The sequence below is a fragment of the Paenibacillus shenyangensis genome (assembly GCF_000346635.1).
Lineage (GTDB): Bacteria > Bacillota > Bacilli > Paenibacillales > Paenibacillaceae > Saccharibacillus > Saccharibacillus dauci.
In genome coordinates this window covers 131,743-156,089 of sequence record NZ_AOIG01000011.1, presented here as the reverse complement: position 1 = coordinate 156,089, position 24,347 = coordinate 131,743, and the positions used below count along the sequence as shown (strand labels likewise).

22 protein-coding genes are annotated in these 24,347 nt (G+C 46.1%); 11 read left to right on the top strand and 11 right to left on the bottom strand.

All coding sequences use genetic code 11. The features are described 5' to 3' along the window. Positions 1–281: 281 nt before the first annotated feature. The 3 genes from H065_RS0110575 to H065_RS0110565 all read right to left on the bottom strand — a co-directional run bounded on the left by H065_RS0110575 (position 282) and on the right by H065_RS0110565 (position 3,412). Positions 282–605, bottom strand: a complete 324-nt coding sequence (locus H065_RS0110575) for a hypothetical protein (protein ID WP_017813027.1) — start codon at positions 603–605, stop codon at positions 282–284. 190 nt (positions 606–795) lie between these two features. Continuing rightward, positions 796–2,892, bottom strand: coding sequence for a glycosyl hydrolase (locus tag H065_RS0110570; RefSeq protein ID WP_017813026.1), 2,097 nt, complete (start codon positions 2,890–2,892; stop codon positions 796–798). Between the two features lie 271 nt (positions 2,893–3,163). After that, positions 3,164–3,412, bottom strand: a complete 249-nt coding sequence (locus H065_RS0110565; RefSeq protein ID WP_017813025.1) for a hypothetical protein — start codon at positions 3,410–3,412, stop codon at positions 3,164–3,166. A 261-nt stretch (positions 3,413–3,673) separates the two neighbouring features. Between H065_RS0110565 and H065_RS0110560 the strand changes: the two genes are divergently transcribed. From H065_RS0110560 to H065_RS0110535, 5 genes are all read left to right on the top strand, one after another. Next, the gene (locus H065_RS0110560) at positions 3,674–4,087 is read left to right on the top strand and encodes a hypothetical protein (RefSeq protein ID WP_017813024.1); all 414 of its coding nucleotides are present in this window, start codon (positions 3,674–3,676) and stop codon (positions 4,085–4,087) included. Positions 4,088–4,118: 31 nt separating this feature from the next. Beyond that, positions 4,119–4,295: a hypothetical protein gene (locus H065_RS28220; RefSeq protein WP_238557932.1), complete on the top strand. Its 177-nt coding sequence runs from the start codon at positions 4,119–4,121 to the stop codon at positions 4,293–4,295. Between the two features lie 576 nt (positions 4,296–4,871). Beyond that, entirely contained in the window at positions 4,872–5,855 is a 984-nt protein-coding gene (locus tag H065_RS0110545) for a hypothetical protein (protein ID WP_152425870.1), read from the top strand. 125 nt (positions 5,856–5,980) lie between these two features. Beyond that, positions 5,981–6,997: a hypothetical protein gene (locus tag H065_RS0110540; RefSeq protein WP_017813020.1), complete on the top strand. Its 1,017-nt coding sequence runs from the start codon at positions 5,981–5,983 to the stop codon at positions 6,995–6,997. 82 nt (positions 6,998–7,079) lie between these two features. Beyond that, complete coding sequence (locus H065_RS0110535; protein WP_017813019.1) at positions 7,080–8,159, top strand: hypothetical protein; 1,080 nt, start codon at positions 7,080–7,082, stop codon at positions 8,157–8,159. 230 nt (positions 8,160–8,389) lie between these two features. Here the strand turns inward: H065_RS0110535 and H065_RS25735 are convergent, their stop codons facing one another. The 3 genes from H065_RS25735 to H065_RS0110520 all read right to left on the bottom strand — a co-directional run bounded on the left by H065_RS25735 (position 8,390) and on the right by H065_RS0110520 (position 11,496). After that, on the bottom strand, positions 8,390–10,024 hold the full coding sequence (locus H065_RS25735) for a right-handed parallel beta-helix repeat-containing protein (RefSeq protein ID WP_193746774.1): 1,635 nt from the start codon (positions 10,022–10,024) through the stop codon (positions 8,390–8,392). 108 nt (positions 10,025–10,132) lie between these two features. Then, entirely contained in the window at positions 10,133–10,747 is a 615-nt protein-coding gene (locus H065_RS0110525) for a GNAT family N-acetyltransferase (protein ID WP_017813017.1), read from the bottom strand. Positions 10,748–10,908: 161 nt separating this feature from the next. Beyond that, the gene (locus tag H065_RS0110520) at positions 10,909–11,496 is read right to left on the bottom strand and encodes a DUF1836 domain-containing protein (RefSeq protein WP_017813016.1); all 588 of its coding nucleotides are present in this window, start codon (positions 11,494–11,496) and stop codon (positions 10,909–10,911) included. Positions 11,497–11,866: 370 nt separating this feature from the next. On the opposite strand from H065_RS0110520, the gene H065_RS0110515 reads away from it, so the two are divergent. Beyond that, the gene (locus tag H065_RS0110515) at positions 11,867–12,751 is read left to right on the top strand and encodes a DegV family protein (protein ID WP_017813015.1); all 885 of its coding nucleotides are present in this window, start codon (positions 11,867–11,869) and stop codon (positions 12,749–12,751) included. A 346-nt stretch (positions 12,752–13,097) separates the two neighbouring features. Here the strand turns inward: H065_RS0110515 and H065_RS0110510 are convergent, their stop codons facing one another. Further along, positions 13,098–13,886: a hypothetical protein gene (locus tag H065_RS0110510; RefSeq protein ID WP_017813014.1), complete on the bottom strand. Its 789-nt coding sequence runs from the start codon at positions 13,884–13,886 to the stop codon at positions 13,098–13,100. A 157-nt stretch (positions 13,887–14,043) separates the two neighbouring features. Between H065_RS0110510 and H065_RS0110505 the strand changes: the two genes are divergently transcribed. Further along, positions 14,044–14,592 carry a sigma-70 family RNA polymerase sigma factor gene (locus H065_RS0110505; protein WP_017813013.1) on the top strand — a complete coding sequence of 183 codons (549 nt, stop codon included), beginning with the start codon at positions 14,044–14,046 and terminating at the stop codon, positions 14,590–14,592. Further along, positions 14,582–15,721, top strand: a complete 1,140-nt coding sequence (locus tag H065_RS0110500) for a DUF4179 domain-containing protein (RefSeq protein WP_017813012.1) — start codon at positions 14,582–14,584, stop codon at positions 15,719–15,721. Before H065_RS0110505 ends, H065_RS0110500 begins: the two co-directional genes overlap by 11 nt. Positions 15,722–16,033: 312 nt before the next feature. Here the strand turns inward: H065_RS0110500 and H065_RS0110495 are convergent, their stop codons facing one another. Together H065_RS0110495 and H065_RS0110490 are read right to left on the bottom strand one after the other, a co-directional pair. Next, a complete protein-coding gene (locus H065_RS0110495; RefSeq protein ID WP_017813011.1) occupies positions 16,034–16,252 on the bottom strand; it encodes a hypothetical protein in 219 nt (72 codons plus the stop codon). Positions 16,253–16,345: 93 nt separating this feature from the next. Further along, on the bottom strand, positions 16,346–17,638 hold the full coding sequence (locus H065_RS0110490; protein ID WP_017813010.1) for a glycoside hydrolase family 27 protein: 1,293 nt from the start codon (positions 17,636–17,638) through the stop codon (positions 16,346–16,348). A gap of 290 nt (positions 17,639–17,928) precedes the next feature. Here H065_RS0110490 and H065_RS0110485 point away from each other — a divergent pair, with 290 nt between their 5' ends. Both H065_RS0110485 and H065_RS0110480 read left to right on the top strand, forming a co-directional pair. Then, complete coding sequence (locus tag H065_RS0110485; protein WP_017813009.1) at positions 17,929–19,629, top strand: methyl-accepting chemotaxis protein; 1,701 nt, start codon at positions 17,929–17,931, stop codon at positions 19,627–19,629. Between the two features lie 217 nt (positions 19,630–19,846). Further along, a complete protein-coding gene (locus H065_RS0110480; protein ID WP_017813008.1) occupies positions 19,847–20,950 on the top strand; it encodes a DUF4179 domain-containing protein in 1,104 nt (367 codons plus the stop codon). 50 nt (positions 20,951–21,000) lie between these two features. Here H065_RS0110480 and H065_RS0110475 read toward each other — a convergent pair whose 3' ends face one another. Both H065_RS0110475 and H065_RS0110470 read right to left on the bottom strand, forming a co-directional pair. Beyond that, positions 21,001–21,948, bottom strand: coding sequence for a diacylglycerol kinase catalytic domain-containing protein (locus tag H065_RS0110475; RefSeq protein ID WP_017813007.1), 948 nt, complete (start codon positions 21,946–21,948; stop codon positions 21,001–21,003). Further along, positions 21,945–23,006: an SPFH domain-containing protein gene (locus H065_RS0110470; RefSeq protein WP_017813006.1), complete on the bottom strand. Its 1,062-nt coding sequence runs from the start codon at positions 23,004–23,006 to the stop codon at positions 21,945–21,947. Before H065_RS0110470 ends, H065_RS0110475 begins: the two co-directional genes overlap by 4 nt. A 325-nt stretch (positions 23,007–23,331) precedes the next feature. On the opposite strand from H065_RS0110470, the gene H065_RS0110465 reads away from it, so the two are divergent. Beyond that, a complete protein-coding gene (locus H065_RS0110465; protein ID WP_017813005.1) occupies positions 23,332–24,177 on the top strand; it encodes a helix-turn-helix transcriptional regulator in 846 nt (281 codons plus the stop codon). The last annotated feature ends 170 nt before the right edge of the window (positions 24,178–24,347 follow it).

Here is a 24,347-nt window from a genome sequence, read left to right as displayed (position 1 = left end):
CGACTATATATGCGAATCGGGCTGTCAACGCTGGCCATTTGTAGCAGCAGCCAATCATACTGTACAACATAACGGTTAGCTACCTATTATAGTAACCCGAACAAACCCATCTCTATACAGTGATATTACCAAGCTAAACAAACGACCTATCAAACAACTCGATTGACAATTTCAAACGAAAATGCCGGGCAGAAGGTATTCCTTCTCCCGGCATTTTCGTTTCACTTGAGCTTCAGGACGATATCCTGTTTGCTCTATCGTTACTTTATCTGCTTGGCTGTTCAGTAATTCTCATTCACAATCCATTCAGCGTCGGCATCATCTGCGCGGTAATGGGTCAGCAGCTGATTCATCGCATGTCGAATTGCTGCTTCCGGGCTATGCTGTCCCGGCTGCTCCAGTACATCCGGCGCCGATTGCTTGCCCGGCTGGTAAAAGTGGCTCACATCATGGAAATACTGTCCACTGCGATCCTGTTTGATGCGGATAGCTACCCGGCTCTTGCCCAGCTTGGCGTGCTGCAGCCAGATCTCCCATTCTCCGACAATCGTATAATAATCTATAATTTGCTCATAATCTGCGAATAGTTCGATAGGTTGGCTCATGTTCGCACCTCCGTTGATTTGTGACAGTCTGCTGGTTTCACGCAAGTATATTACCCACTACTCAGCATCTGTTCCCCTTTGCGGATGACTCATATTATAAAAGCCCCCGCAAAAGGAAGTCAAATTCCGCGCATCCTGTCACACTTGAGGAACGACTGCCTATGCTGCCAATCTTCATCTTCACTGCAGACTACTTCACTGCTGCTCCTTGGGTATACGCACGAATATCATCAAAATAAAGCGTACCCGCAGGCACATCGACATCTTCCGCTTTATTCACATAGATCGAGAACATACGGATATCCCGCAGCGCATCTGCATCCATTTTCTTGCCAGCGTTCGCCGTATCCCATGGGGCAGGCTTGAACTCGCTAAATGGGATCTTCCCCACGCCTGCTTCTGTACTACGGAGTGACGGATACGCTTCGAAAGAAGTTCCTCCTGCATTGATCTGAATCACAAGCTTGTTGCCACTGCCATCCGGCTTCAGCCAGAATTGCAGCGCATCTGTTCCCGACCAATCGGCCCCCCGCATATTCAGCGATTCGCCGGTATAGCCCTGAGCAGCCAAGGTATAGTCATATTTCAGACCATAGCGTCCATCCTGCTTGTTCCCGGCGTCCAGCGAGATGGTATTGGGATCGCCTGCCGGGGTATAGGCATTATCCAGCAGTTCATTGCTTCCTTTGTACGTCTCAAAAGTATCCACAACCAGTGGATCGACGCTGCCGTCACTATCGCTTACATAGACCTGAATCGTTTGCGTAAGCACCTGTCCATTTTTGAGATAAGCTTTGACGGTCAGCGGAGTACCGTCTTCTTCAAGTGCAGCATCCGGCTGCCAGCTGGCGGTATAATACATTCCCTGACGATCACGGGTGAGCTTGTGCTCGGTCGCATCGGTACGCGTCTGGTAAGTCACCCGGTCTATTTTGGCATCCAGAATTCGCACACGAAGTGTCGACGGCTTACTTAGCCGTACCGTCTCATTATTGGTCGGGGAGACAATATGCAGGAACGGCTGCTCCTGCTTTGTTTTCACCCGTAGATCATATGGCTGTGCAGCCTGCACTTCCCGGTCAAACGCTGTATACGGATCCGCGTAAAAGTCGGTAAAATCCGGCAGCAGCTCATGGTCACCGAGTCCATTCGGCGCATTGCGATACGGTACGAAGATCGAATCGGTACCAAAGTTCGCCCAGGTCAGCATATAGGTCAGCTTGCTCGCTTCGGGATCCTTTTTGAGTGTAGACAGCAGCCGGGTATAGAATTGCAAGTCTTTGGTACCTGTCGGCTTCACATTGGAATAGCCGAACTCTGTCAGTGCCGGCACTTTGCCTTTCTCCTCTGCCAGCTGGACGACCAGTCGTGCATCTCTCACCACATTGTCGTACCAGGTAGAGGTATTGCCATCATAGTAAGCATCCAGGCCAAGAATATCTACATAGTCATCTCCCGGATAAGTCGCCAGGTACGTCTCCCGGCTATCGTTAAAAGGAACATTCGGCGAGAAGGCATACAGGAAGTTATGTACCCCTTTGACATCCCGCAGATATTCAACGGTATAGCGATAGATCTCGATATACTGTTCGTTCGTCCGGTACGGCGCACCCCACCAGAACCAGCCTCCATTCTGCTCATGGAACGGACGGAAGATGACCGGAATCTCTTCACCACGATCATCCTTTAGATGCAGGGCAAAGTCCGCGATTTTATCCAGAAATGCATTGTATTCTGCGTGTTTGTCCCCACCCGGCAGGATATGACTGATTACATTGCCCTTGGTATCGTAAAAGTCGCCGCCAGTCACAAAGTTCGGCATATGCGAACTCAGTGCCAGCACGCCACCCTGCTCATAAGCCGACTTCATCACCCGTACCAGCTCATCCCGACTCTGCTCTGCCTTACCGCCGTATATGCCCGGCTTCTCCTTGCCTTCCAGACTGAGCGTATCCCAGCCAAACATCCCTGGTAGATCACCGACCGAATTCTTCACCTCCGACTGGCTGCCGTCATGGGCAGTAATAGCGATACCCTCGGTCGTCGCATGCTGGTGACCGAAGATGATTTCCTTGCCCTGCAGCTGATCCAGATAAGCAAATAGTGAACGTGTAGAACGGGTAGCATTGTGATCGGCGAGGTTAACGGTGGGTTGCCTGGACTTGCTACTCTCGGTGATGGTTGGCGTGGATGAAGTACTGCCGGATTCTGCCATGGCGGAAAGAGTAGGTGTGAACGCCAGCATAGCGGTGAGAATACCAATCGTAAACGGTCTGAGATTGCTCATTTACATCACTCCTTGGAATAATATAGGTATAACGAACCGAACATCTGCATACGGAAGGAAAGGCTATACGGTAAATCTTCCAAACAGATAGAGCGCTTACAAAAGGAATATAACAAACTTTATTCGTTTGCTAAATACGATAATAGGGAAATAAATACTGCTTTATCCTAAAATGCAGAACCTACTAATTGATGCATCGATAAAAAAGCCTCTGGCTGTAACTTCGCCAGAGACTCTGTTCTTGTATCGTTTTATTTGATAGAGAGATGAATTAATAACGGTATTCCATACGGCCCTGATACCAGCATTGTCTTTCATTGCCGTAGGTAGAATATTGATATGAAGTAAGTGTACCGATGTAACCTTTACCATCATCATGTACAATTGTTCCACACGCCTGATTGGAGGCTACCAAACGGGTAACACTGTTGGTCCAATACCAATCAGCGGCAGCAAATCCGGAAGTGGCTGGTAGTAATAAAGCCAGGGACATAACAGATGCAATTATTTTCTTTTTCATTCTACATGTCTCCTCTCATTATTAAAATCCTTTCTACCGTATCACATAATCCATAATTTGTAAAATTAATGAGGTAAATGGAAATAATCCATTCATCTTTACTCCTCTTCTTTATAGATATTTTTTTGACATTTCTACCTTCCACTGCTATTTTCAAATAACTACGTTTTTCGGAGGATTAACTCTATTACGTAGAATTACAACAAGGTGGTGCTCACCATTTATTTATTAAAAAACAAATTAATATACATCATCTTACCAATGGCTCTAACGCTTGTTGTATCAGGCATCGCTTATCACTATCAACAACAAAGCAGCGATCTACAAGAGAAAATAGACCGGGAATTCACTTCTCAAATTGGCTATCTACAGCATCAGCTGGAGCGATCACATGCAGATTCTATTACAGAAAATCTGTATATGCTGCAAAATCACGCTTCCAAAGCCAATGCCTTTTCCAGATTAACCTCTTACTATATTAATCAGCCTCAGATCAATGCACTGACCGGACTGCTGGAGAGTTTCTTTGCCAACTATACAGCGGAGAAACGTAGTATGACGGATACCCAGATGCAGCAGTTCATAGCTGGCCTGGATCAGGTAGGCCGGGAGCCGGATAATTTCGAAGCGATCGAAAAGGTTAAGCTGCTGTTAGTGAATATCGATAGCAAATGAAGGTTTATAAATAAAATGCCGGCTGCCCTGTATGGGTTCCGGCATTTTTGTATTTATGTTGGGGTTTATTTTTTGCCTTTACTTAGCTGCTGCTGGATCTTCAATGATCCGGCTGGATGTGGAAAGGCTACATAACGATCAGACCTGGATATTGGCGAAACCGCAGCAGATCCTCCATCGCTCGCTGCTCTTCGTGGAAGACGCCTAAAGTAAATACCGACTCGACCATGCCGACTCCAGTATAAACAGACAGAACAGTTTCGGTGGTTAGGATGATGGCTTTGACACAGACTTTGCCGTTTTGGCTAATGATCTACATATGTATTCGCTCTTATATCTCTTTCATACAACACAAGCTACCTAAATCCCTCTAACAGAGCAGGATGTAGGTAGCTTTTTTATATGCATTTTTTTTGGAATTTAAAGGTAACAATTATACAATGACAAAATTTATGCTGATTATCTCTCCTATCTTTTTTCACTTCATCCTACTCTCCTCATCCTACTCTATAAGATTCATAGGTGACTATTTCTCGCTAACTAGGAATGTATAAAGAAACTGTAAATGAACTGGTAAATCCTCCCTAAAACCGCCTTTCAAAGCCCATTTGCAAACCATAATCACACACTTTTTTAATAATTGGATAATTTATACACTAAAGTAAAATATAAGTTGAAAACGTTCATAAATCAGTTATAATCAACTCGAAATCACCTATTCGCAATCCAATACAAAGGAGACGATGCAATGAAGTTAACTTATGTTCTTTTGAGGACAATAATCATGCTCTTATTATTCAGCTGGGTATCCCCGGAACTCAGTTCTTCCGTCAATGCTGCCGGTACACCGCAGCCCGCTGAAGATAGTTCATCCCAACCAGGTACACGATCGACCGGAGGAGGTGGCATGTGTTTTCCTTATCTGACCTCCGATTCAGCGGATGCAACTACCACTACAGATACATACATAACACCGGACACGACTGTCTCTCCTCCTTCCTCCCGTTCTACAGTGGCTCCCCTGCCTGTTAACACCTCCTACGGAACAGCTATCGAGCTGACGCCAGGAGTACCGATTGAAGGTTATCTTCCTCCGGATGATCAGGATTGCGTCTGGTTCCAGCATGCACTCTATTACAAAATCACCGTCACCAAGACACAGAAGATTACTGCTCTGATGCTCGTTCCGCCGGGTCTGGATTACAGTATGTATCTGGAAGGCACGGCTTCTTTTCGACACAAGGGTCCTTATGACCAGCTCAGCTATGTCGCCCAGCCGGGAACGTACTATCTGCGCATCTCCGAAGGACATACGCGTGGCAGTCTCACTCAACCGTTCAATCTGAAAGTCATGCTGTCTGACAAGTTCGATGATTATGAACGGTATTCCGACGACAGTTCGGCGACAGATGCCTATTACCGGGGACCTTCGGTGCAGACGATAGACAATCTGTATGACGAAGATTGGAAAATGTTCGGTCTCGACTACCCGGGTACCATCACGGTTCGCCTGGATAACCCTTCTTCCAAAGGCGTATACAAAGTCGAAATCTGGGACTGGGAAGACAATGTGATTGCCACCATAAAGCAAAATGAGACTAAAATCTTGCGGCTGCCGGTCACCTCGTATTTTGTTCGTGTCTATGCCCCGTCCAAGTACGATCCGGATGTGCCTTATACATTGACCATGGATACCAAATATGATCCACGACCTGTCTGTGACTGGGATGAGGAAGAACCATGGAAATGGGTATGTACCGGGCCTTGATCAAATAAAGGAAAAGAATCCTGCCTCCACAAAAACCAAGTGGCTAAAAGCAAAAATGGTAAACGCCAAAACATTAAAGGTAATAAATTCTGATCTATATTCCAACTCCTAAAGGGGATTATTCGATGAAATCAAATCCATTCCTATCCAAAATTATGGTTGCGCTGCTGGTAGTCAGCTGGGCTCCGGGAACACTGGGATCGCTCACATCTGCCGCAGGTCTGGATCAACCAGATACTGGCACGATCGCTACAATCCCTGCCGATCCGATTACCAATTCGCTTCAGCCAAGCAATGTGTCAGTACCTGTGTCTGAACAACCAACAGCTGCTGCCGCCACCTATCTGACCAGCAGCCTGCCTACTCTGCCTCCCGCTGTGGTGACGCCACCTACCAATACGACCAGAGAAACTGCGATTGAGATCAAGCCCGATACTCCCATCGAGTCCTATCTTCCTCCAAGCAGCTCGGATGGCCATGGGAATTACAGCGGCGGCGCTCTGTATTACAAAGTCACATTAACAGAAAGACAGAAAATGACGTTCATGATGCTCATGCCGCCAGGAATTAATTACCATATGTTCATGGAGTCCACTGCCGGATTCCGCAGCAGTGGTCCTTACCAGCAGCTCAACTATGTCGGCGGACCGGGAACATATTATCTGGAAGTTACCGAAGGTGGTACGCCCGGCAGTCTGACAGTGCCATTCAACCTGAGACTGGTGCTCAGTCCAAAAATCGATAACTATGAGCAGTATTCCGACGATTCCTTTGTCACGGAAGTATATGATTGGGGTCCGACACGCCACACGATCGATAATCCTTTTGATGAGGACTGGAAAGCATTGAATATCCCTGAAAATGGTAAATTAACGTTGTCTCTGGACAATCCATCCAACTCCAAAGGCGTATACAAAGCAGAGTTATATGATCAAAACTCCAGGCTCATCGGAACTGTCTATCAGAATGCACCAAAAACATTTGATATTCCGATGAATGGATACTATACCCGCGTCTATTCTGCCAAAGGCTCTTACGATCCGGATGTGTATTATACGCTAAGCCTGGATTTCAAGACGCCTCCAAAGCCAGTCTGTGACTGGGATGAAGGCGACGTTTGGGTATGCACGTGGCCTAAATAAAGAGAGATGACGCACCTTATCGCACTTGTTATGAATCATAAGCACATCTGCCTTTATCCCAAATCGCAAAGGAGCTTACCTCATGAAATTCAGACCGTTAATGCTCAAAACAATAACAGCTCTGCTGCTGACCGCCTGCATGCCTATGAGCAGTCTGGCTGCTGATGCCGCTGGTTCTTCTCCGGCACCTGCGCTACAGCGTACCGCCCAGACGAATACAGTAACCACACAGGGCGATGTATCCGATTGTCTGCCGTATTCCAACCCGGTGGATCCACCCGGTGATGATACGGTATCCGTAGATACGTATTCGACTGACTCATCCTTGGCTGCTCCTAGTATGAAAAAGGGAACCGCGCCTCCTCATATGCCTACCAATATATCTTCAGAGTCTGCGATTGAGGTGAAACCGAACACCCCGGTAGAAGGATACCTGCCTCCGGATATGCCAGGCTGCTTTTTCTGGCCAGGTGGTGTGTGGTACAAAGTAAAAGTCGACAAACCCCAGAAAATTACTGGCCTATTGCTGACCCCACCGAGTCTGAATTACAACTTGTATATCTATTATGAACGTTCCGGGCCAGCGGATGTGAATGCAGTCGCAGTGTCTTACCGGAATAAAGGCCCTTACCAGCTGGTCAGCCATGTTGTAGAGCCTGGCACTTATTACTTTTTCATTACCGCGAACAAAACGGATGGCAGTTTTACCCTGCCCTTCAATTTCAAAGTGATCTTAACGGACACATATGATAATTACGAGAAATATTGGGATGACGGTCCCACTACGGAAGCCTATCTCGCAGACCATTCCAATCCTATGATGCACACGATTGACAATCCATTTGACGAGGACTGGGATTCACTGACTTTTGATGTAGAGGGAACTTTTACAATTAATCTTAATAATCCATCCAAGAAGAGCGTATATAAATTGGAAGTCTTGGATATGGCAGAAAACGTAATCGAAACCGTGTATCAAAATACAACCAAGACGTTCCGATTGCCACTCGATAATTATCACACACGTGTCTTTGCACCGAATCCATCCAAATATGATCCGACTGTGCCTTATAGCCTTTCGGTGAATTTCAAGCCTGATCCGCAGCCAGTATGCGGATGGGATGATGACAAACCGTGGAAATGGGTGTGTACCTGGCCTTGATGTCGATAGGATTTTATAACAAGAGCAACTATTAACAAACAAAAACACGCTGCTGCCATTGGCTTTAGCGTGTTTTTGTTTTTAACTGTATACCGTAATTTTTACAATAACGTTGTATTTTAGATAAGGCATTCATAGTCTTCTTACCACAAACTAATCGAAGATAGATAACCCTCATATGAGGATATTATTAATGATTCTTTTCAACAGCTATCCATATTGACAATTGGTTATCTTGGATACTCCTGTTTGCCTTCCCATGTAACAGTTCCATTTTCAAATTTGTACTTCTCTTCATATGGAGCATTGACAATAGTCGTATTGCTAAAGGAAACTTTGCCGATTTTGGCACTTCCCCATACACCTGCCGGGAATTTAGTAGAATTGCGGCTAGTGTTTCCAGTGAAGGTTATATTGTCGATTACTATACTGTCCGAATCAGCAGAGTATCCTCCATACACGAGCATATCCGCATGACCACCATCCGGCTTCAATGCTGCACTATCCAATGTATTATTAGTAATCGTAACGCGATCTACGGGCTGGGTTATATACTGCTTATCTTTACCCGCTTCTGTCGCAATATAGATTCCTGCCATCTGTGTACGCTGAATAGTATTAGCCTCGATACGTACATCATGACCACCCACTACAGAAATCCCCCGAGTATTACCATCACTAACCTGATTATTCAAAATACGAACATCATACGTAGCTTCCGGATTGCCTGCCGCATCCAGATCATCGCCGTAGCTGACTACAGCAATCATATCATCGCCTACATTCTGAACAATATTTTGTTCTACAGTTACATTATGACTGCCGCCTGTCGTATGGATACCATCGGCATTCGTATTTTGTACAGTGTTGTTGGTAATTGTTCCTCCGGCAGATCCGCTCACATAAATACCGGCGGTACTGGCTTTATTCACTATTATATTGTCGACTGTAAAATCGGCTGCATTTCTGACAGTAATGCTATTTTTCTCATTCTCGCCGTTTCCACGAGGGACTACACTTTGATACTCATGCTTCAGGTTGCGGATCGCTGGATTGCTTCCTGTAAGATCTATCGAACCGCGCTCGGGATTGGTCGATAGCAGGATGGATTTTTCCTTGCTTGCACCCTTTAGCGTAACACCGTTAACTGTTACGATATCACTCAGCTGGAAAGTACCAACTGGTACATATACGTCTTTGCCCTGTGTGCGTGCAACTGCGATAGCCGCATTAACAGCAGCATAATCGTCTTTGCCATCATCGGCTACAGCGCCAAATTGTACAATCGACAGACTCTGATCATCTGGTACATCTGCTGTTTCGGTAAAAGCTATCGTCGGATTCCAGAGCGTATGGTCAAAGCTGATCGAGCCGACTTTGTTAACCACAAAGTGAATCGCTGTTCCTTTTTGCACAGCAATCTGGCTTACACCGGTCGGTGTTACGCCTGCTGTAGACTGGACTTTTTGGCTCCAGAGAGTTGTATTGTCTTTGCGGATACTCGCGAGAATACCATCTCCATCGGCACTTCCTTTTTCTATAGCCCCGGTGATGGTGATCGTTCCGTTGGCTGGTGCAATCCAGGTACGGACAGCATCGGCATCGTTACCCGGATGCTGTGCATTCGCCGATACCCATGGATAGGTGCCACCGTTATCCCAGCGATTGCTCGCCGCCTGATATGTAAGCTTGCTGTATGTGGTTCCTGATGCTTTCTCATATTGCCAATGATTGGCACCCTGGGTGGAACTGTAATTGGTAGACGCCTGGTAGTTCACAATATCGGCTGCGGATATCGTTCCTGTCACACTTATCAATCCCAGTCCCAGTGATGCCATACTTGCAGCTATCCATTTGGTGTTCATATGCAATTGAATACCTCCCATTAGTATATTAGTTAATAATGTGAATTATATTAACTTTCCATTATTAACCTTTTATAGGAGGTATAGAATCTACATAAACTGCTTTTCTCAGTGGCGCTGTCCAATATGCTCTGCCCAGGATTGACGATCCAGTACATAGTGATGATATTCTTCGCCTTCGATGTGGATGATATCCCGCAAGGTGAATCCGGATTTTTGGATGACCTGGCAGGATGCGATATTCTCGGTCAGTGCTACCGCATTGAGCAGTGGAATCTTGGTATTTGCAAATAAATACATAATCATGCCCTGCACAGCCTGTTTTGCATATCCTCTACCTCTGTAATCTCTGGAAATAGCATATACAATCTCCCGGTTCGGTGAAGGCAGTTCACTCTTGATCCCTGTACAGCACCAGCCGATTAGCTCACCTGTATTTTTGGAAAAAATCGCTAGACGCAAGTATAGATCCTGTACATCTTCACCGCTTAGCACTGCATTGAGAAACTGTCGATTCTCGGGAATCTCATAGTGGACCAGCCAATCTGCCCGTACCTCTTTGGGAACGTTCCAGCCGGGAAGATACCCATAGATTTCGGGTTGCCATGTCAGCGTATGCAGGGCATCCAGATCCCCAGCTCGGAACTCCCGCAAAATAATATCTTCACCATCTATAATCAACACATCTTCTTTGGGAACAAAACGATTATTTATATACATCATCAGCATCACTCTCCTTACTTTTGGTTAATTACCATATTAAGTAAACGATGATAAAGCAGTCAATGTTGCACTTTGGCATCGATTAAACCAAAAAGACATCCTGTTTACGGATGTCCCAAGGTAGTATTTGCTGCATGCACAGCAGACTTGCTATTTAGGATTTATTTTACTTCTTTCTCAGCCTGTTCATTCATTTCGAGTCCAGTAATCTTCTCTGCCAGAATCTTGCCTGCAATGGCGAGGGTTGCCATTTTGAGTGAGAAGCTGGACAGCATCTCCTGCTGGGAACCGGCGTTATCGCGTAGCGCACGGCCTTCCTCGCGGGCCAGCTCCATCGTATAGCTGGAGGCATCTTCCTGTTCATCACAGAAATGATTGTAGATTTCGCCGAGTGTACGAACCTCCAGCTGTCCTTCAATCATCGCCTGTATGGTGGCAATTGGCAGGACCGGTTTGAGATTGCAGATCATGATCAGATAAGCGATATGCGTGCGCGAATAGCGCTTTTTCACAGTAGGCGGAATGACTTTTTGTTTGACATAATTATTAATCATTGATGGAGTAATCAGCTTGCTGCCCGTATCTCCGGGGAACTGGCGAAACTGCCCTTCCAGCAGCGCGACCATCTGATCCATATACAGTTCAATCTGGGGCAGCTGCTCCCAGCGGGGAAACCGGTAATTAATCTTGGCTTCGCCCCATTCCTTCAATTCATCCAGAAGGGGGTAGTGCATTGTCGGTCGTTTCATTGGATTCTCCTCCTCGTAGGAATATTCAGGATATAGATTCATTATGTATACGACCCTGTTCACCTGATTGCCACGAATTAAGCGTATAACGTGTCTTTTGTTATAGCGCTGCGATTTTCTTTCTATTATAACGGATATACTGCCTTGCAGTAACTTGATATCATTCTAATCTGCTTGCATCAAGTTTGTAATCAACATCACATGTGGTTATAATAACTATATCACAAGGTTTTGCACTACATATGTATTTTTTGCAATATTGCACCTTTAATTATTGCAAAGCATATGCTCACAATCTTTGGAAATAGCGGCTAGCTAAGCTGGTTTTCAGGGAATTGTTGAATCTTCTATGAGAAAGTAGTGATTTATTATGAGAACAATCGCCTGGGTAACCGACAGCACCGCAATGATCGATCCTGTATTTGCAAGCGAGAATCATATTTATATCGTTCCGCTTTGCCTGATTGCAGGTGATGAAGTATATCGTGAGAACATCGATATTACCGCTGAACAATTTTACGAGAAGATGCGCATCCATGACCGTGTAGGTAGCTCTCAGCCGCCGATCGGAGAATTTATAGAATTATATGAACAACTCAAGGATCAATACGATGATATTATTGCTATTCACTGCTCATCCGAACTAAGTGGAACCTACAACTCCTCCCTGCAGGCTGCCGAGATGGCCGAAGTGCGTGTCATCGGTATCGACTCCAAAGTCGGTGCATTCCCACTGCGCGAGATGGTTATGCAGGGCATCGAGATGCAGCAACAGGGCATGACAGCAGCCGAGATCAAGGAACAGATCGACGGTATGATTCAGGAAATGTCCTTTTACATGATTCCGGCCAGTCTGAGCCAGCTTCATCGCAGTGGTCGTGTATCTGGCACCCAGCTGATGATCAGCCAATTGCTGTCGATTCATCTGCTGCTGCGCTTTGAAGAAGGTAAAGTCATTGTGGAAGACAAGATCCGTACGATGAAAAAAGCCAAGCTGCGTCTGCTTGATATCCTGAAAAAAGATGTGGAGCATATTCGCGATGTATGCATTATGCACGCCAACAATCTGGAAGGTGCTTTTAAGCTCAAAGAAGAGATTGCGCATCTGGCACCGCGTTTGCAGATTGAGATTGCTTCCTTTATCCCGGTGGCAGGTATTCATGCGGGTGAAGGTACACTGGCTCTGGCATGGATCAAGAACAATTGGAGTGCGATCCAGCGTAACACCCTGTCGGCTGCACATACTACAGCCTGATTGGACAGGAAATAACACGAACATTAGCTGCGGATCAATGGATAGTTGATTCAGCAGCATTATAGATTGAGTATTTGCTATGGTTAGCTTGTAACTATTACCTCATTATCGAACAATCTATTTTCTAGTGAGCTGCAGACAAGAATAGATGAGTAGTCATTAGGTATAATCATCGGTCTAACCATGCAAAAGGCTTCCACCCTAATCGGATGGAAGCCTTTTTTCTTTTTATAGACTCTTATACATGCTGATCGAATTTTGCTGTTTGAATAGGTGGTTACCAGAATAACATTGAATAGTTGAGATCGTAAGATTATTATATCGCTGATTATCCAAGACCAGCCTTTTAATAATGAGAACTGCTGCGTTTTTTCTTTTTCTTCTCTGCTTTTCTTTCTTGTTTGTTCACTTTTGCCTGTCGTCGCTCCTCTTTTTTGCGCTCATATTCTTCACGCTGGTTTTTCTTTTTCCAGTTTTCTTCCTTGTCCTGTACATGAATCTTTTCCTGCACACAGATCATCATAATGACCTGCAATGGATTGATCGCTGGGTGCTTGCTTAATTTCTTGATCGTATATGTATTATTCATTCCCGACTGTTTGGTAATACTGTACTCCTGCTCATGCCGAGTATTCATGAATTCGATATTTGTGTTAAAGGGCATGCGAATTAGGGAGGTACTGCCGATCTTTTGCTTGTTGCGATCCAGCAGCTGGAATGAATATCCCGACTTAATCAAAGGTCCTCTTAGCTGTTCCTTCATATAACCGACCGTCGCCCCGCTGCTATCTTTCATTGTACCCAGACGGGCAAGACCCAGCATACCACGGCGAAGATGCTTTTCGACAAGCAACTTTTTTCCATTCGCATCTGACAGGGTGAACCGGTCTCCCGACCTTTTCAATCGAACCATATCCATTCGTGCGACAGGCTCATCATTTACGTATACCCTGTAAATAAAGCTTCCATCCTGATCTGTCTTTAATACAATCGTGTCCGCTTCGCGGATCACTTTGGCGTAATCGCGCGATGGGTCCCCTTTGAAGTTAGGAACCGACTGGCGGGTAAAAGTGTGTGCTCCGCATCCACTTAGCAGCAAAGCCAGTATAATGATACATGCTGTCCATCTTTTCAATACCTTCTTCTCCTTAACATGTATTCTAGTTCTCAGGAACTATATTCATTATAATCCTATTTCTGTATTTGCCCATGTAATAAATGTCATTTTATCAAAACGTTATGACCTGTCTGCTTCGTCTATACTGTATAGATATCCAAAAGGGGGAACCATCGTGACTGTATCCAAAGCAGACACCGAGCTGCATACTTTGTCGGTAGATGCAGATTATGCCTGCGAAGAAGAACGATTCTACCAGACGGTGCTGTCTCACCGAAACCAGCTCTACCAGATTGCCTGTAGCTATCTACGCAATAAGGAGGATGCGCTGGAAGCCATCCAGGAAGCAACTTTCCGGGCATGGAAAAAGCGTAAAATACTCAAAAATCCGGCAGCTTTCAAACCATGGATCATTCGTATTCTGATCTACATATGTATTGACGAACAGCGCCGCCGCAAACGCATCTCTCCTATACCCGAGCAGATGCCTGAACCGTCTGTGCAGCTGGATCACCGGCGCATGCAGATGCTGTCGGTGCTGGAGAAGATCAAGCCCAAATACCGTCATATCCTGCTGCTCCGTTATTACAATGACATGACCGTCCCCGAGATCGCCCGTATTCTGGACAAACCAGAAGGCACAATCAAAACCTGGCAGCACCAGGCACTCAAGCAGCTGCGCAAGCATATGGACAAACAGGAGGATTGGTATAATGAAACATGATGTGGAACAGATGTTGAAGCAGGATGCAGAGCAGCTGCGCACTGAACAGCCTCCTGCAGGTGACTTCGAGCAGATCCGGGCGATTCGTGCAGGGATGCAGCAGCCTGCAAGACGTACGCATACGTTAGGAAGAGTCTTAAAGAGACGCTCGTCGCGTGTAGTGGTCAGTACAGTTGCAGCTGTAATGGTCATTGCTATTCTTCTGGCGGGAGTCAATCAGTGGAGTCCATTGTTTAAGACCTCAGCTCTGTCGGAAGAAGAGCAACAAGCGAATGATAACTGGGGAGATCTGGAACCTTTCCGGGAGTTATCCAGTCATATGAATATCTATGATTCACTCAATTCAGCTATTAAAAATAACTATATTCAGCGAACGAACACATCGGTTACACAGAATGGACTTACGTTTACGCTGCACGCCTTAACCGCGGATCGCCAGAAAATCATCTATTTCTTCACTATTGAGAGTCAGGAAAATTTAACTGTTATGGCTCCCAGTATATCCCGGTTTATCAGTCCGGATGATCGTCATGTAATTAGTGAAGGCAGTAGCATATGGGGAGGCGCTTTTCCGGAAAATCCCAGACTATATAAAGGAATGGGTATGATTCGACTAGAAGAAGGACAAGCTTTTCCTCACAAAATGATTGGACGTTTTCAGCTTCGAACCACAAAAATAGACTTTTTAAATCATCATAATCTGGAACTTAAAAAAAGTGACATTAACATCATGCCTATATTCAAGATCCCTTTTGATTTGGCTCCACAATTCAGTCTTCAAGAACCCAAAATATATTATCCAAAGGATTTAGTTTATAAATGGAGTAAAGGCACCTTAAAAGTAACCAAAGTAGAATTATCACCATTATCTACTAAGATTAAAATAGTGCTTGATCCTGTAGCTGCTAAATCGGATCCTTACCCGGTTTTCCCCAACCTTTATTTATTAGCTCAAAAAGGTGGAAAACGCACGCCTCTAGACAATCGTTCCGGCGGAAATTCAGGAGGCACAGCAGATGATGGCAGTTTCGAAATAGAATATGAATTTGGAAGTGACCTACTATCACAACCCGATACTTTGCAAATTGCATTAGCAGATGGGCAAAAGCATACATTAAAGCTCCGCTAAGATCTAGAAGCAGAATGCTACATCTTTGGATTTAATCTTTATGATCGCCATTTATAATATCTAATCCCAGGATCTTTAGGCTTGATCGGAGAACATGTTGTTATTCTTTTCTGAAATGAATACTGACTTATTCCTTGCCTGATAAATACAGAAGCTTGTCATATAACTGAGCCCTATAATATCGTTCATCTAATGTCTCAATCACCCTCTTCCTAACAAAAAGAGCGGTTCCCCGTGAGGATACCGCTCTTTTTGTTATACATATTATTATTGTACGATCCATGACTCAGCCATCCCTATTTACTCATTCTGTTATCGCCGCTTGCGCTGCTCAAAGAACTCGCATTCTGATCTATCATAATACTTCATATCACTAATATCCGCCTGAACTACAATCCGGTTCTCATCAAAACGCACAATCTTCACCGAAGATTCTATCAAATCATCCCCGCGGAAAATGCGCAGAACCGACTGCTGCTCCATCGCATCCTGAAAATCATCATCGGTCTCCAGTCTAATCTGATAAGCCATTGTTATCCTCCTGTCTCTATGCTGCACACATCCATGAATCATAGCATATTTTACAGTCAGACTCTAATCCTTATCCATGCTTACCTGACAGGCTTATACCTGGCTCAATCGGTAAAAGACTGCCGCATGCGGTGCCAGCTTCACTTCAATCTCTCCCTGCACGACACCGGCATCTGAACGTTCCCACAGATTGCGCAGCTGCACCGCTCCCTGGATATTCAGCTGATCCATTGTCACACGCACCAACGCCTCTTCATCGCCTGCATTAAATAGTGCTACATAACGGTCCTCGCTGCCCTCCTGCTCTGCAGTCCATACAATCCGATCCTGCTCATCCCGGAAAACCTGACGGGCATTACGACTACTACGGTTAGCCTCCAGTACTTCATCATTAGTAAGCAGAGACAGTGTCCATGCATCATTATCCCGCAGTTCACCCCCGAACATCAGTGGAGAACGGAAAATCGACCACAGCGTCATCATCGTCAGCTGTTCATCACGGGTAAATCGTGTCCAGCGATCACTTCCGCCTCCATCCACCGAGCGAATCCCGATATGACCGAGAGGCAGCATATCACAGTCTGGCCATTGTCCTTCTGCTACATACGGTGCCCATTTCTCACAGCGTTCGAACATGGCATGCAGCAGCGGCCAGATATCCCAGAAATCATCGGTCACCCGCCACATATTCGCATTTGCTGCCAGCTCCTCATGATATTCCAGCGGTGCCGGACCCGGAGACAGACTGAGCACCATCGGACGGCCGCAGCGATCAATCGCCTGGCGAATCAATTCGATCTCTGCCAAATGAGTATCATACAGACGGGAAGCAGCGATATCATCCACTTTGACAAAATCAACACCCCATTGCGCATACAGCTCAAATAGCGAATCATAATACTCCTGGGCACCTTCCTGCGAAGCATCCACCCCGTACATATCCGTGTTCCACGGGCAAATCGAATTAGGGTGTGCAATCTGACGGGCTGTTACGGAAGTTCCTTTGATCGGTGTATCCTGATGTACAGCCTGTCTCGGTATCCCTCGCATAATATGAATACCAAATCGCAGTCCCAGGCTATGTACATAGTCTGCCAGCGGCTTGAATCCTTGTCCATCTGCTGCAGAAGGGAAACGGTTAACAGCCGGAATCAGTCTTGAGTATTCATCCATTTCCAGAGGGACAAAAGAGCGGTACGCAGAAGATACTGCTCCCGGTTCATACCACTGAATATCCACCACTACATACTCCCAGCCAAATGCCTGCAAATGCTCTGCCATATATTCGGCATTTCCTCGAATTTCCTCTTCGCGAACAGCGGCTCCATAACAATCCCAGCTGTTCCAGCCCAGTGGCGGATAAGGTGCCCATTGATGATGCTGCATATGTATACACTCCATTTCGTCGGATGATTAATAACTGCTTTCTTCTCCTGATGATAACGCTTACTGTATTGAAATTCAATTCTAAAGTATACATTTATATGAATAAATTTATATTTTTGTATTGTATATGCTTACTTGGTGAATCTACGGCTTCCCTCTCGATGTATTTACTCAAATTCTTCTTTGCTGGCTAAATTGCAATTTTATGTATAAATTTTTAGATGATCAGGACGATATATATACATGACTAACATACACAACATTATATTATATAGCTGGAGCGTGAATTTATGAGATTTAATATTCAAACAAAGCTTTTGTCCGGTTTTATCGCTGTAGTTTTACTGCTTGCCCTTGTAGGTTTCTTATCTACAAGCGGAATCAATAATCTGGGAACACAACTGAAACAAATAAATTCCAAATCCATGCCAAGTGTTGCCTTACTCGGCATATTGAACGGCGATATCTCCGATGTAGAGCGGCTATCACTGAATATCCTCTATGAACCAGATCCTGCCAAGTTAAAAGAACTGAATGACGCTTACAATGCACTTCTGCAAAAGATTACAAAAGAACGTGCAGACTATGAGAAATTGATTCAAACGGATAAAGAAAGACAAATGTTTCAACAATTCACATCCAACTATGATCAATATGTAGCTATACTTCCCAAACTGATTGACGCGGGTCTGAATAATCGTACGCAAGAATCTCTTACTCTCCATCATGAAGCCTATCCAATCTGGGTGAGCGCTAATGATGCAATCAATCAACTGATTACACTGGAAAACACCCAATCGGCAGACACAACGGCTACTGCTGTACAATCGGCTGACTCTACTTCAAGAATTGTATTTATTCTGACTATTGTAGCAATAGTGTTAGCTCTTGCGGTTGCTGTCATCATCGCTCGCCTGATTTCCCGTCCAGTTAAATCCCTGCAAAATGCTGCCGAGCAAATCGCCAGTGGTGACCTGTCCGGCGAGCCTATCGTTATACGCAACCGTGATGAAATCGGTCTGCTGGCTGATTCCTTTAATAAAATGTCCCACAATCTGCGTAATCTGATTGAATCTGTCGCTTCGACTTCCGAGATGATCGCAGCTTCATCCGAGCAGCTGACGGCGAGCAGTGAGCAGAATACCCAGGCATCCCGTCAGATTGCCGAGACGACTCAGGAAGTGGCTGAAGGTACAACACGCCAGGTGGATCTGACTGCCAAATCCGCACAGGCGATGCAAGAAATGTCGATCGGCGTAGAGCAAATTGCGATTCGTGCACAGACGGTATCCACATCTGCAGCTGAAGCTGCTTCCAAATCGTCCGATGGAGATGCGGCTATCCGTGATGCTGTAGCGCAGATGGACTCCATCCAGAATTCGATGACTTCTCTGGCTCATGTGGTTCAAGAACTGGGTGAGCGTTCACAAACAATTGGTAATATTACTGATGTCATTACGGGTATTTCTTCCCAGACCAATCTGCTTGCTCTGAACGCCGCTATCGAAGCTGCGCGTGCCGGTGATGCCGGTCGTGGATTCGCTGTAGTAGCCGATGAAGTGCGCAAACTGGCTGAACAATCCGCTGAATCTGCTCGTCAGATTACCGAGCTGGTAAGTACGATCCAGAGAGAAACCTACCGCGCTATTCAGGCGGTGGATGTAAACAGCCAGGAAGTACGCAAAGGTATTCAATCCGTTTCCCTCGCTGGTAATGCTTTCCAGGATATTCTGGCAGCTGTTAATCAGGTAGCCGGCGATATTGAAGATGTCTCTGCAGGTGCCGAACAAATGTCTGCAAGCACCGAAGAGATTGTGCGCTTCTCCAAAGAAATTTCCCAGATCACCGAGGAGACAGCTTCCGGTACCATGAACGTGTCGGCAGCTACCGAGGAACAGCTGGCTTCGATGGAAGAGATCACTACTTCCTCCGCTTCACTCGCCGATACGGCTGAACAGCTGCAGGCTCAGATCAACGAATTTAAAGTATAATGTAACCTTTTACGGTTCTCTTGCGTCCTATCTTCTGTGTACCTGCAGCAGTTAGGGCGCTTTTACATAATGAACGACATGAAATTGGCATAACATTACCAGAAATAGCTGGAACTATGTATGCAGAACGAGGTAAAATTAGAATGAAATCAATAACAGACGGTTCTGCTTTATCCTGCATAGCAGACAACTACCAACGAACAGGAGGACTGTCCGCATGACCGATCATGACAAAAGAATATTGCCGGCGGAGACCGATCGCATGCCTATAACACAGCCTTCTGTTCATCCGTCGGTACCTGTATCCGACTCTATCCCTTTACAGCAGAGCAAAGCAGCTGATCCTCCTGAACGAAGAAAATGGTGGGATGCCAGACTGCTGGTCGTTATTATAGCGACCACTATTGTTATGATGATCCTGCTGATAACCACCTGGCTAAGACCGGTACCTGATCTGAATACTTATGCAGCCAGCTGGGGAGAACTGGAGCCATTCCATGCTTATCAGTCGGATGATGTGCATAATCAGAGTCTCGTCTCTGCCGTGGAGCATAACTATATTCAGATGGTAAACAAAACCGCCGAGCAGCAAGGCTACAAACTGACAGTCAATGCAGTAACTGCTGATGAGAACCGGCTAATTCTGCTGTATACCGCAGAAACGAATGACAGCCGCCAGATTCCCCGTGTAAGCAGCGTCAAACTGCTCAATATTGCTACAGGGAAGCCAGTAAATGCATCCCGTGTGCGCATGAACGGCACGAACGGTAACGAGAACCGTCAGCAGTATTTTGGTACAGCAACGATGCGTCTGGATCATCGTCAGAACTTTCCACGGGAAATCGCTGCCCAATTTCGGATCATGTCCATCACACCCGATTCGGCCTCCGAGCCGGGACGTATCCGCTATTCACCTACACTGCTCGTTCACTTCTCGCTGGCTCCCCAGTTCCGTACCCAGGAGACCGAGATTATTTATCCCAATCAGGTCATACAGTGGAACAATCATAGGGTCGTTTTATCCCGTGTAGAGCTGTCTCCGCTGGAGATGCGTGTCTGCTTTACTGCTGACAAAGATACACCTGCTGAACAGGCCAAAAGGGACGAGATATGGCTTAGTCCAAGAGGGGTCATCTCCGAAAAGGATGGCCAGTCTATTACTTTACAGCCGCTGGGCAGCCGGATCGTCAGTCACGACCCTTATACATTCGAGCATGTGTACTATAGCAATCTGCTGGATGAACCCGATTCTCTCGAAGTGGTTGTCAAGCCGCTTGGCACATCCACATATGAAGATACACAGATTGTTCGGATCAAATAAGATGATGAACAAGCCACTAACCGGCATATACAGACACAGCAAAAAGCGCATCAAATTACAAGATGCGCTTTTTGCTGTGCTACGCTGATCGTCGCTTCAATCCCCGAATTGAACTCCAGATAGTCACTCTCTACTCCATCGCTAAAAATAACTCCGTTCTCCGGCATTTGCGATACAATCTTCAGCGGCTGCTGGCCATCAATCTTTCCAAAAATCAGTTCAGCAGCTGTCGTCCGGCTCGGAAAAGGTTCGCGCACACTGTAATAGAGGTAAGGTGCATCCCAGGAAAAAGAAGTAGAATCGTAACTATTCATCTGCAGCTCCTGCTGACTGGCAGCTTTCATAATGCCTGCTGCTCCTGCCATTACGCTTTTGAACCAGCCGGTTGAACCCATTCCCGTCGAGACGATAATGCCGCTGGATGACTGCTGCTCGCGGCGTTCACCTATAGTAATCTCATATCGTGCCGAGACATGGGTGCGCCGACCGATAAACAGATCATTAACACCGGTAAGCGATTGTCCGTCATTCAGCTCGGCTCTCGCCAGCCTTACTTCCTTGACCTGCCGCTGACGACGAAATACCTCGGGTACGATTGTTCCCAGATCTCTGGCGGTAAAAGGCAGCAGCACACCATCCCAGCGCTGAGGGTCCGGATTCACACCGATTAGCGGCTGATCGGTCACATACTTCATCGTATTGGCGACCAGTCCGTCCTGTCCCAGTACTACAACCACATCTTCCGGCCCAAAAATAAAGCTGGGTACGTGCTCACGGTCCAGGCGCTGCACCCGGCCAAGCGGTTGCAGCTCTGCCAGTGCCGCATCCAGTGCCTGATGATATCTTCGATCTTCCTGTACATAATCATCAAAATCCGCTCCCATCCGCTCGATATAGAACTGCGCCTGCTGAATGGTATTGTAGCGAACGATAAGCTCCTGCAGCCGGGTACGTCGCTGTACGAGAACAATCTTGTTCTCGGTCATTCGCTGATTCATCTCGTCCGACCTCCCCGTTCTGCGTTAGCATTTATAGAATGGCTGCCCGCATCACCCATCAGTCCCTGCAGCAGATCCGGTGTGATATTAAGCTGCCCAATCCGGCTGGCATTCTCTGCCAATCCCTGGAAAGCGACCGCAATCAGCTGATCCGGCTTCATGCCCATATTGGCCATCGCCTGCAGTACGCTTGGCTGTACATCTTCGAGCGACTTCATGACTGCAGACAATTCGTACGCACGCGCATCCGCCTGAGCCTTGTCATTGGCAATACTCAGTTCGATCAGCGTCTGCTTCTGCTCCTCCAGGCCGGTATTAAACTGCAGCTGCTCCTGCTCCATTTCGTTTTGCTTACTTTTTACCGATCGTTCGGCCTCCAGCTGGGTCTCGCGAATCTGACGTTTCTTGGTCTCTACAGCGATCTCGGTACTCAGTTCATTCTCCCGTACCCGACGCTCCTGCTCAATCGAGGCATTGCGCCGTTCATACAGAGCATTGTCGGCATCTCGCAGAATCTGCTCTCTCGTCCGTGCTTCCAAGGCTCGCATTGTCTCTTTGTTGGGCAAAATGGCGAGTACAGACAGGCCCATAATCTCTATCCCGAGCTTTTGCAGCTCTTCACTGGCCTGCATCTCTTTCGTAATATTCTGAACCAGATATTCACTGGACTGGATCGCTTCCCGCAGCGGCATCTGCTCGATCCGCTTTTTCATCAGGACTTTGACAATATGGATAACACGCTGGGAGAGTTTGCTCGGATCATCAGAGATATACTTGTTCTTTTTGAGATTATACGTGTAGTTCAGAATCCGGGTCGTCTGCCGGTAGTCCGTAATCCGGTAGGTTAACTGGCCTTGTACAGTTACCATTTGATAATCATGGGTGATCTCTTCGAACATAAATGGCACATCAATCGAAGATACAGGAGCTACTACTACCGATGTTGTCGGCTCATAATAGTAAAAGGATAATCCCACGCCTTCTTTAACAATCTTGCCGTTCTTTATCTTCATCACATAGTCACTGGGCTGAAATTTCGCAAATCGTAATCCGAACATTATACATACTCCCTCTCTCTTGTTATTAACATTATGATAATAAGTTGTTGGATTTAGAATAACATGAACTTTTGTTAATATCAATATGATAATAACAAAAGTATTTATTTGATCGACTAATTCTCTTGGGCGACAGAAAAAGGAAGTGTCATTTAAGCAGAGGAGAGTATACTGGATGTACTGGAAAATCATTGAGCATAATGTAAGTCCTAGAGAACTACGGAAAAGTTACTTTTCTCAGACGCTGCTGCACTTATGCTGGTAACAAACAGCCCATATATGTAGGTGATATACCATTCCAATAGAGAAAGGAGCCGGATAATCGATGACTTTTTTCCAACCGCTTCAGCCTCCCGAGATCCAGCGTGCACTGCTGCATCAGGGGTACACCTATGAGGAATATCTCCCGGCTCCCATGCTGCGTCAGGTCGTCGCCTGCCATTGGTGCTCATATGCTGCTCCTGGTGCTGTTCCTCAGGAGCATCGCATCATTCCCGATGGCTGCATAGATATAATCTTTGATTTGACTGCCGAACAATTGACAGGCAGTCATTGGATATCCGAACTGATGTGCAGACATGAAGTCATGCAGATTGATCACCCAATGCATTGTCTGGGCGTACGAATATACGCAGGAGAAGCTGCACGAATCTTTGGATTCCCGGCTGGTTTGCTATATGGTAACGAAGTAACGATGCAGGATTTGTATGGCTTGGCAGCGAATGATCTGATTGAATCCTTGCTCTGTGCTGATCAGATGAGCATACGTCTCCGGTTGCTCGACAGTTGGCTATGCCAAAGGCTTAAGCAGCAATCTATGGTTCCTTCTTCCCTGTTCACTGCGGCACTGCATTATATCCATTATCGGCATGGCAATATCACACTTCCGGGAATTGCTGCAGAACTGCATTACAGCGAACGTACCCTACGCCGGTTGTTTGATCAGGAACTGGGAATATCGCCAAAAGAAATTGCCGGTATTATTCGCTTCCAGTCCCTGCTGCATAGTTGGCAACGGCAGCCCGCTTCTGCCGATACGATAACGAGACTACGATTCAGCGATCTGGCTGCGGCTCATGGGTATTACGATCAGTCCCATCTGAATCGGGCGTTCAGCCAATATTATGGTTTGACACCCAGTCAGATCAGGCAATCGGCAGATGATTTGTAAACTTTTTCTGCCAAAGTTGAATAATAGGGAGCGATTCAAGTCGATTAGCTCGTAAATTCATGCTGGGAAGTAGAAGATTGACCGTTTTTTACAATCTATCATATGTACATACAGATAAAATAAAGGAAAGCGTGCCTGCCGCATTGCTGATACAGAGTACACACAATGCC

Excerpts from the sequence above, each read along its gene's own strand:
- H065_RS0110470 (WP_017813006.1), bottom strand. The coding sequence starts at position 23,006 with ATGTTCGGATTACGATTTGCGAAATTTCAGCCCAGTGACTATGTGATG.
- H065_RS0110515 (WP_017813015.1), top strand. The coding sequence starts at position 11,867 with ATGAGAACAATCGCCTGGGTAACCGACAGCACCGCAATGATCGATCCT.
- H065_RS0110475 (WP_017813007.1), bottom strand. The coding sequence starts at position 21,948 with ATGAATCAGCGAATGACCGAGAACAAGATTGTTCTCGTACAGCGACGT.
- H065_RS0110480 (WP_017813008.1), top strand. The coding sequence starts at position 19,847 with ATGACCGATCATGACAAAAGAATATTGCCGGCGGAGACCGATCGCATG.
- H065_RS0110490 (WP_017813010.1), bottom strand. The coding sequence starts at position 17,638 with ATGCAGCATCATCAATGGGCACCTTATCCGCCACTGGGCTGGAACAGC.
- H065_RS0110465 (WP_017813005.1), top strand. The coding sequence starts at position 23,332 with ATGACTTTTTTCCAACCGCTTCAGCCTCCCGAGATCCAGCGTGCACTG.
- H065_RS0110485 (WP_017813009.1), top strand. The coding sequence starts at position 17,929 with ATGAGATTTAATATTCAAACAAAGCTTTTGTCCGGTTTTATCGCTGTA.
- H065_RS0110545 (WP_152425870.1), top strand. The coding sequence starts at position 4,872 with ATGCTCTTATTATTCAGCTGGGTATCCCCGGAACTCAGTTCTTCCGTC.
- H065_RS0110535 (WP_017813019.1), top strand. The coding sequence starts at position 7,080 with ATGAAATTCAGACCGTTAATGCTCAAAACAATAACAGCTCTGCTGCTG.
- H065_RS0110525 (WP_017813017.1), bottom strand. The coding sequence starts at position 10,747 with ATGATGTATATAAATAATCGTTTTGTTCCCAAAGAAGATGTGTTGATT.
- H065_RS0110570 (WP_017813026.1), bottom strand. The coding sequence starts at position 2,892 with ATGAGCAATCTCAGACCGTTTACGATTGGTATTCTCACCGCTATGCTG.
- H065_RS28220 (WP_238557932.1), top strand. The coding sequence starts at position 4,119 with ATGGGTTCCGGCATTTTTGTATTTATGTTGGGGTTTATTTTTTGCCTT.
- H065_RS0110500 (WP_017813012.1), top strand. The coding sequence starts at position 14,582 with ATGAAACATGATGTGGAACAGATGTTGAAGCAGGATGCAGAGCAGCTG.
- H065_RS0110560 (WP_017813024.1), top strand. The coding sequence starts at position 3,674 with ATGGCTCTAACGCTTGTTGTATCAGGCATCGCTTATCACTATCAACAA.
- H065_RS0110520 (WP_017813016.1), bottom strand. The coding sequence starts at position 11,496 with ATGAAACGACCGACAATGCACTACCCCCTTCTGGATGAATTGAAGGAA.
- H065_RS0110565 (WP_017813025.1), bottom strand. The coding sequence starts at position 3,412 with ATGAAAAAGAAAATAATTGCATCTGTTATGTCCCTGGCTTTATTACTA.
- H065_RS25735 (WP_193746774.1), bottom strand. The coding sequence starts at position 10,024 with ATGAACACCAAATGGATAGCTGCAAGTATGGCATCACTGGGACTGGGA.
- H065_RS0110575 (WP_017813027.1), bottom strand. The coding sequence starts at position 605 with ATGAGCCAACCTATCGAACTATTCGCAGATTATGAGCAAATTATAGAT.
- H065_RS0110540 (WP_017813020.1), top strand. The coding sequence starts at position 5,981 with ATGAAATCAAATCCATTCCTATCCAAAATTATGGTTGCGCTGCTGGTA.
- H065_RS0110495 (WP_017813011.1), bottom strand. The coding sequence starts at position 16,252 with ATGGCTTATCAGATTAGACTGGAGACCGATGATGATTTTCAGGATGCG.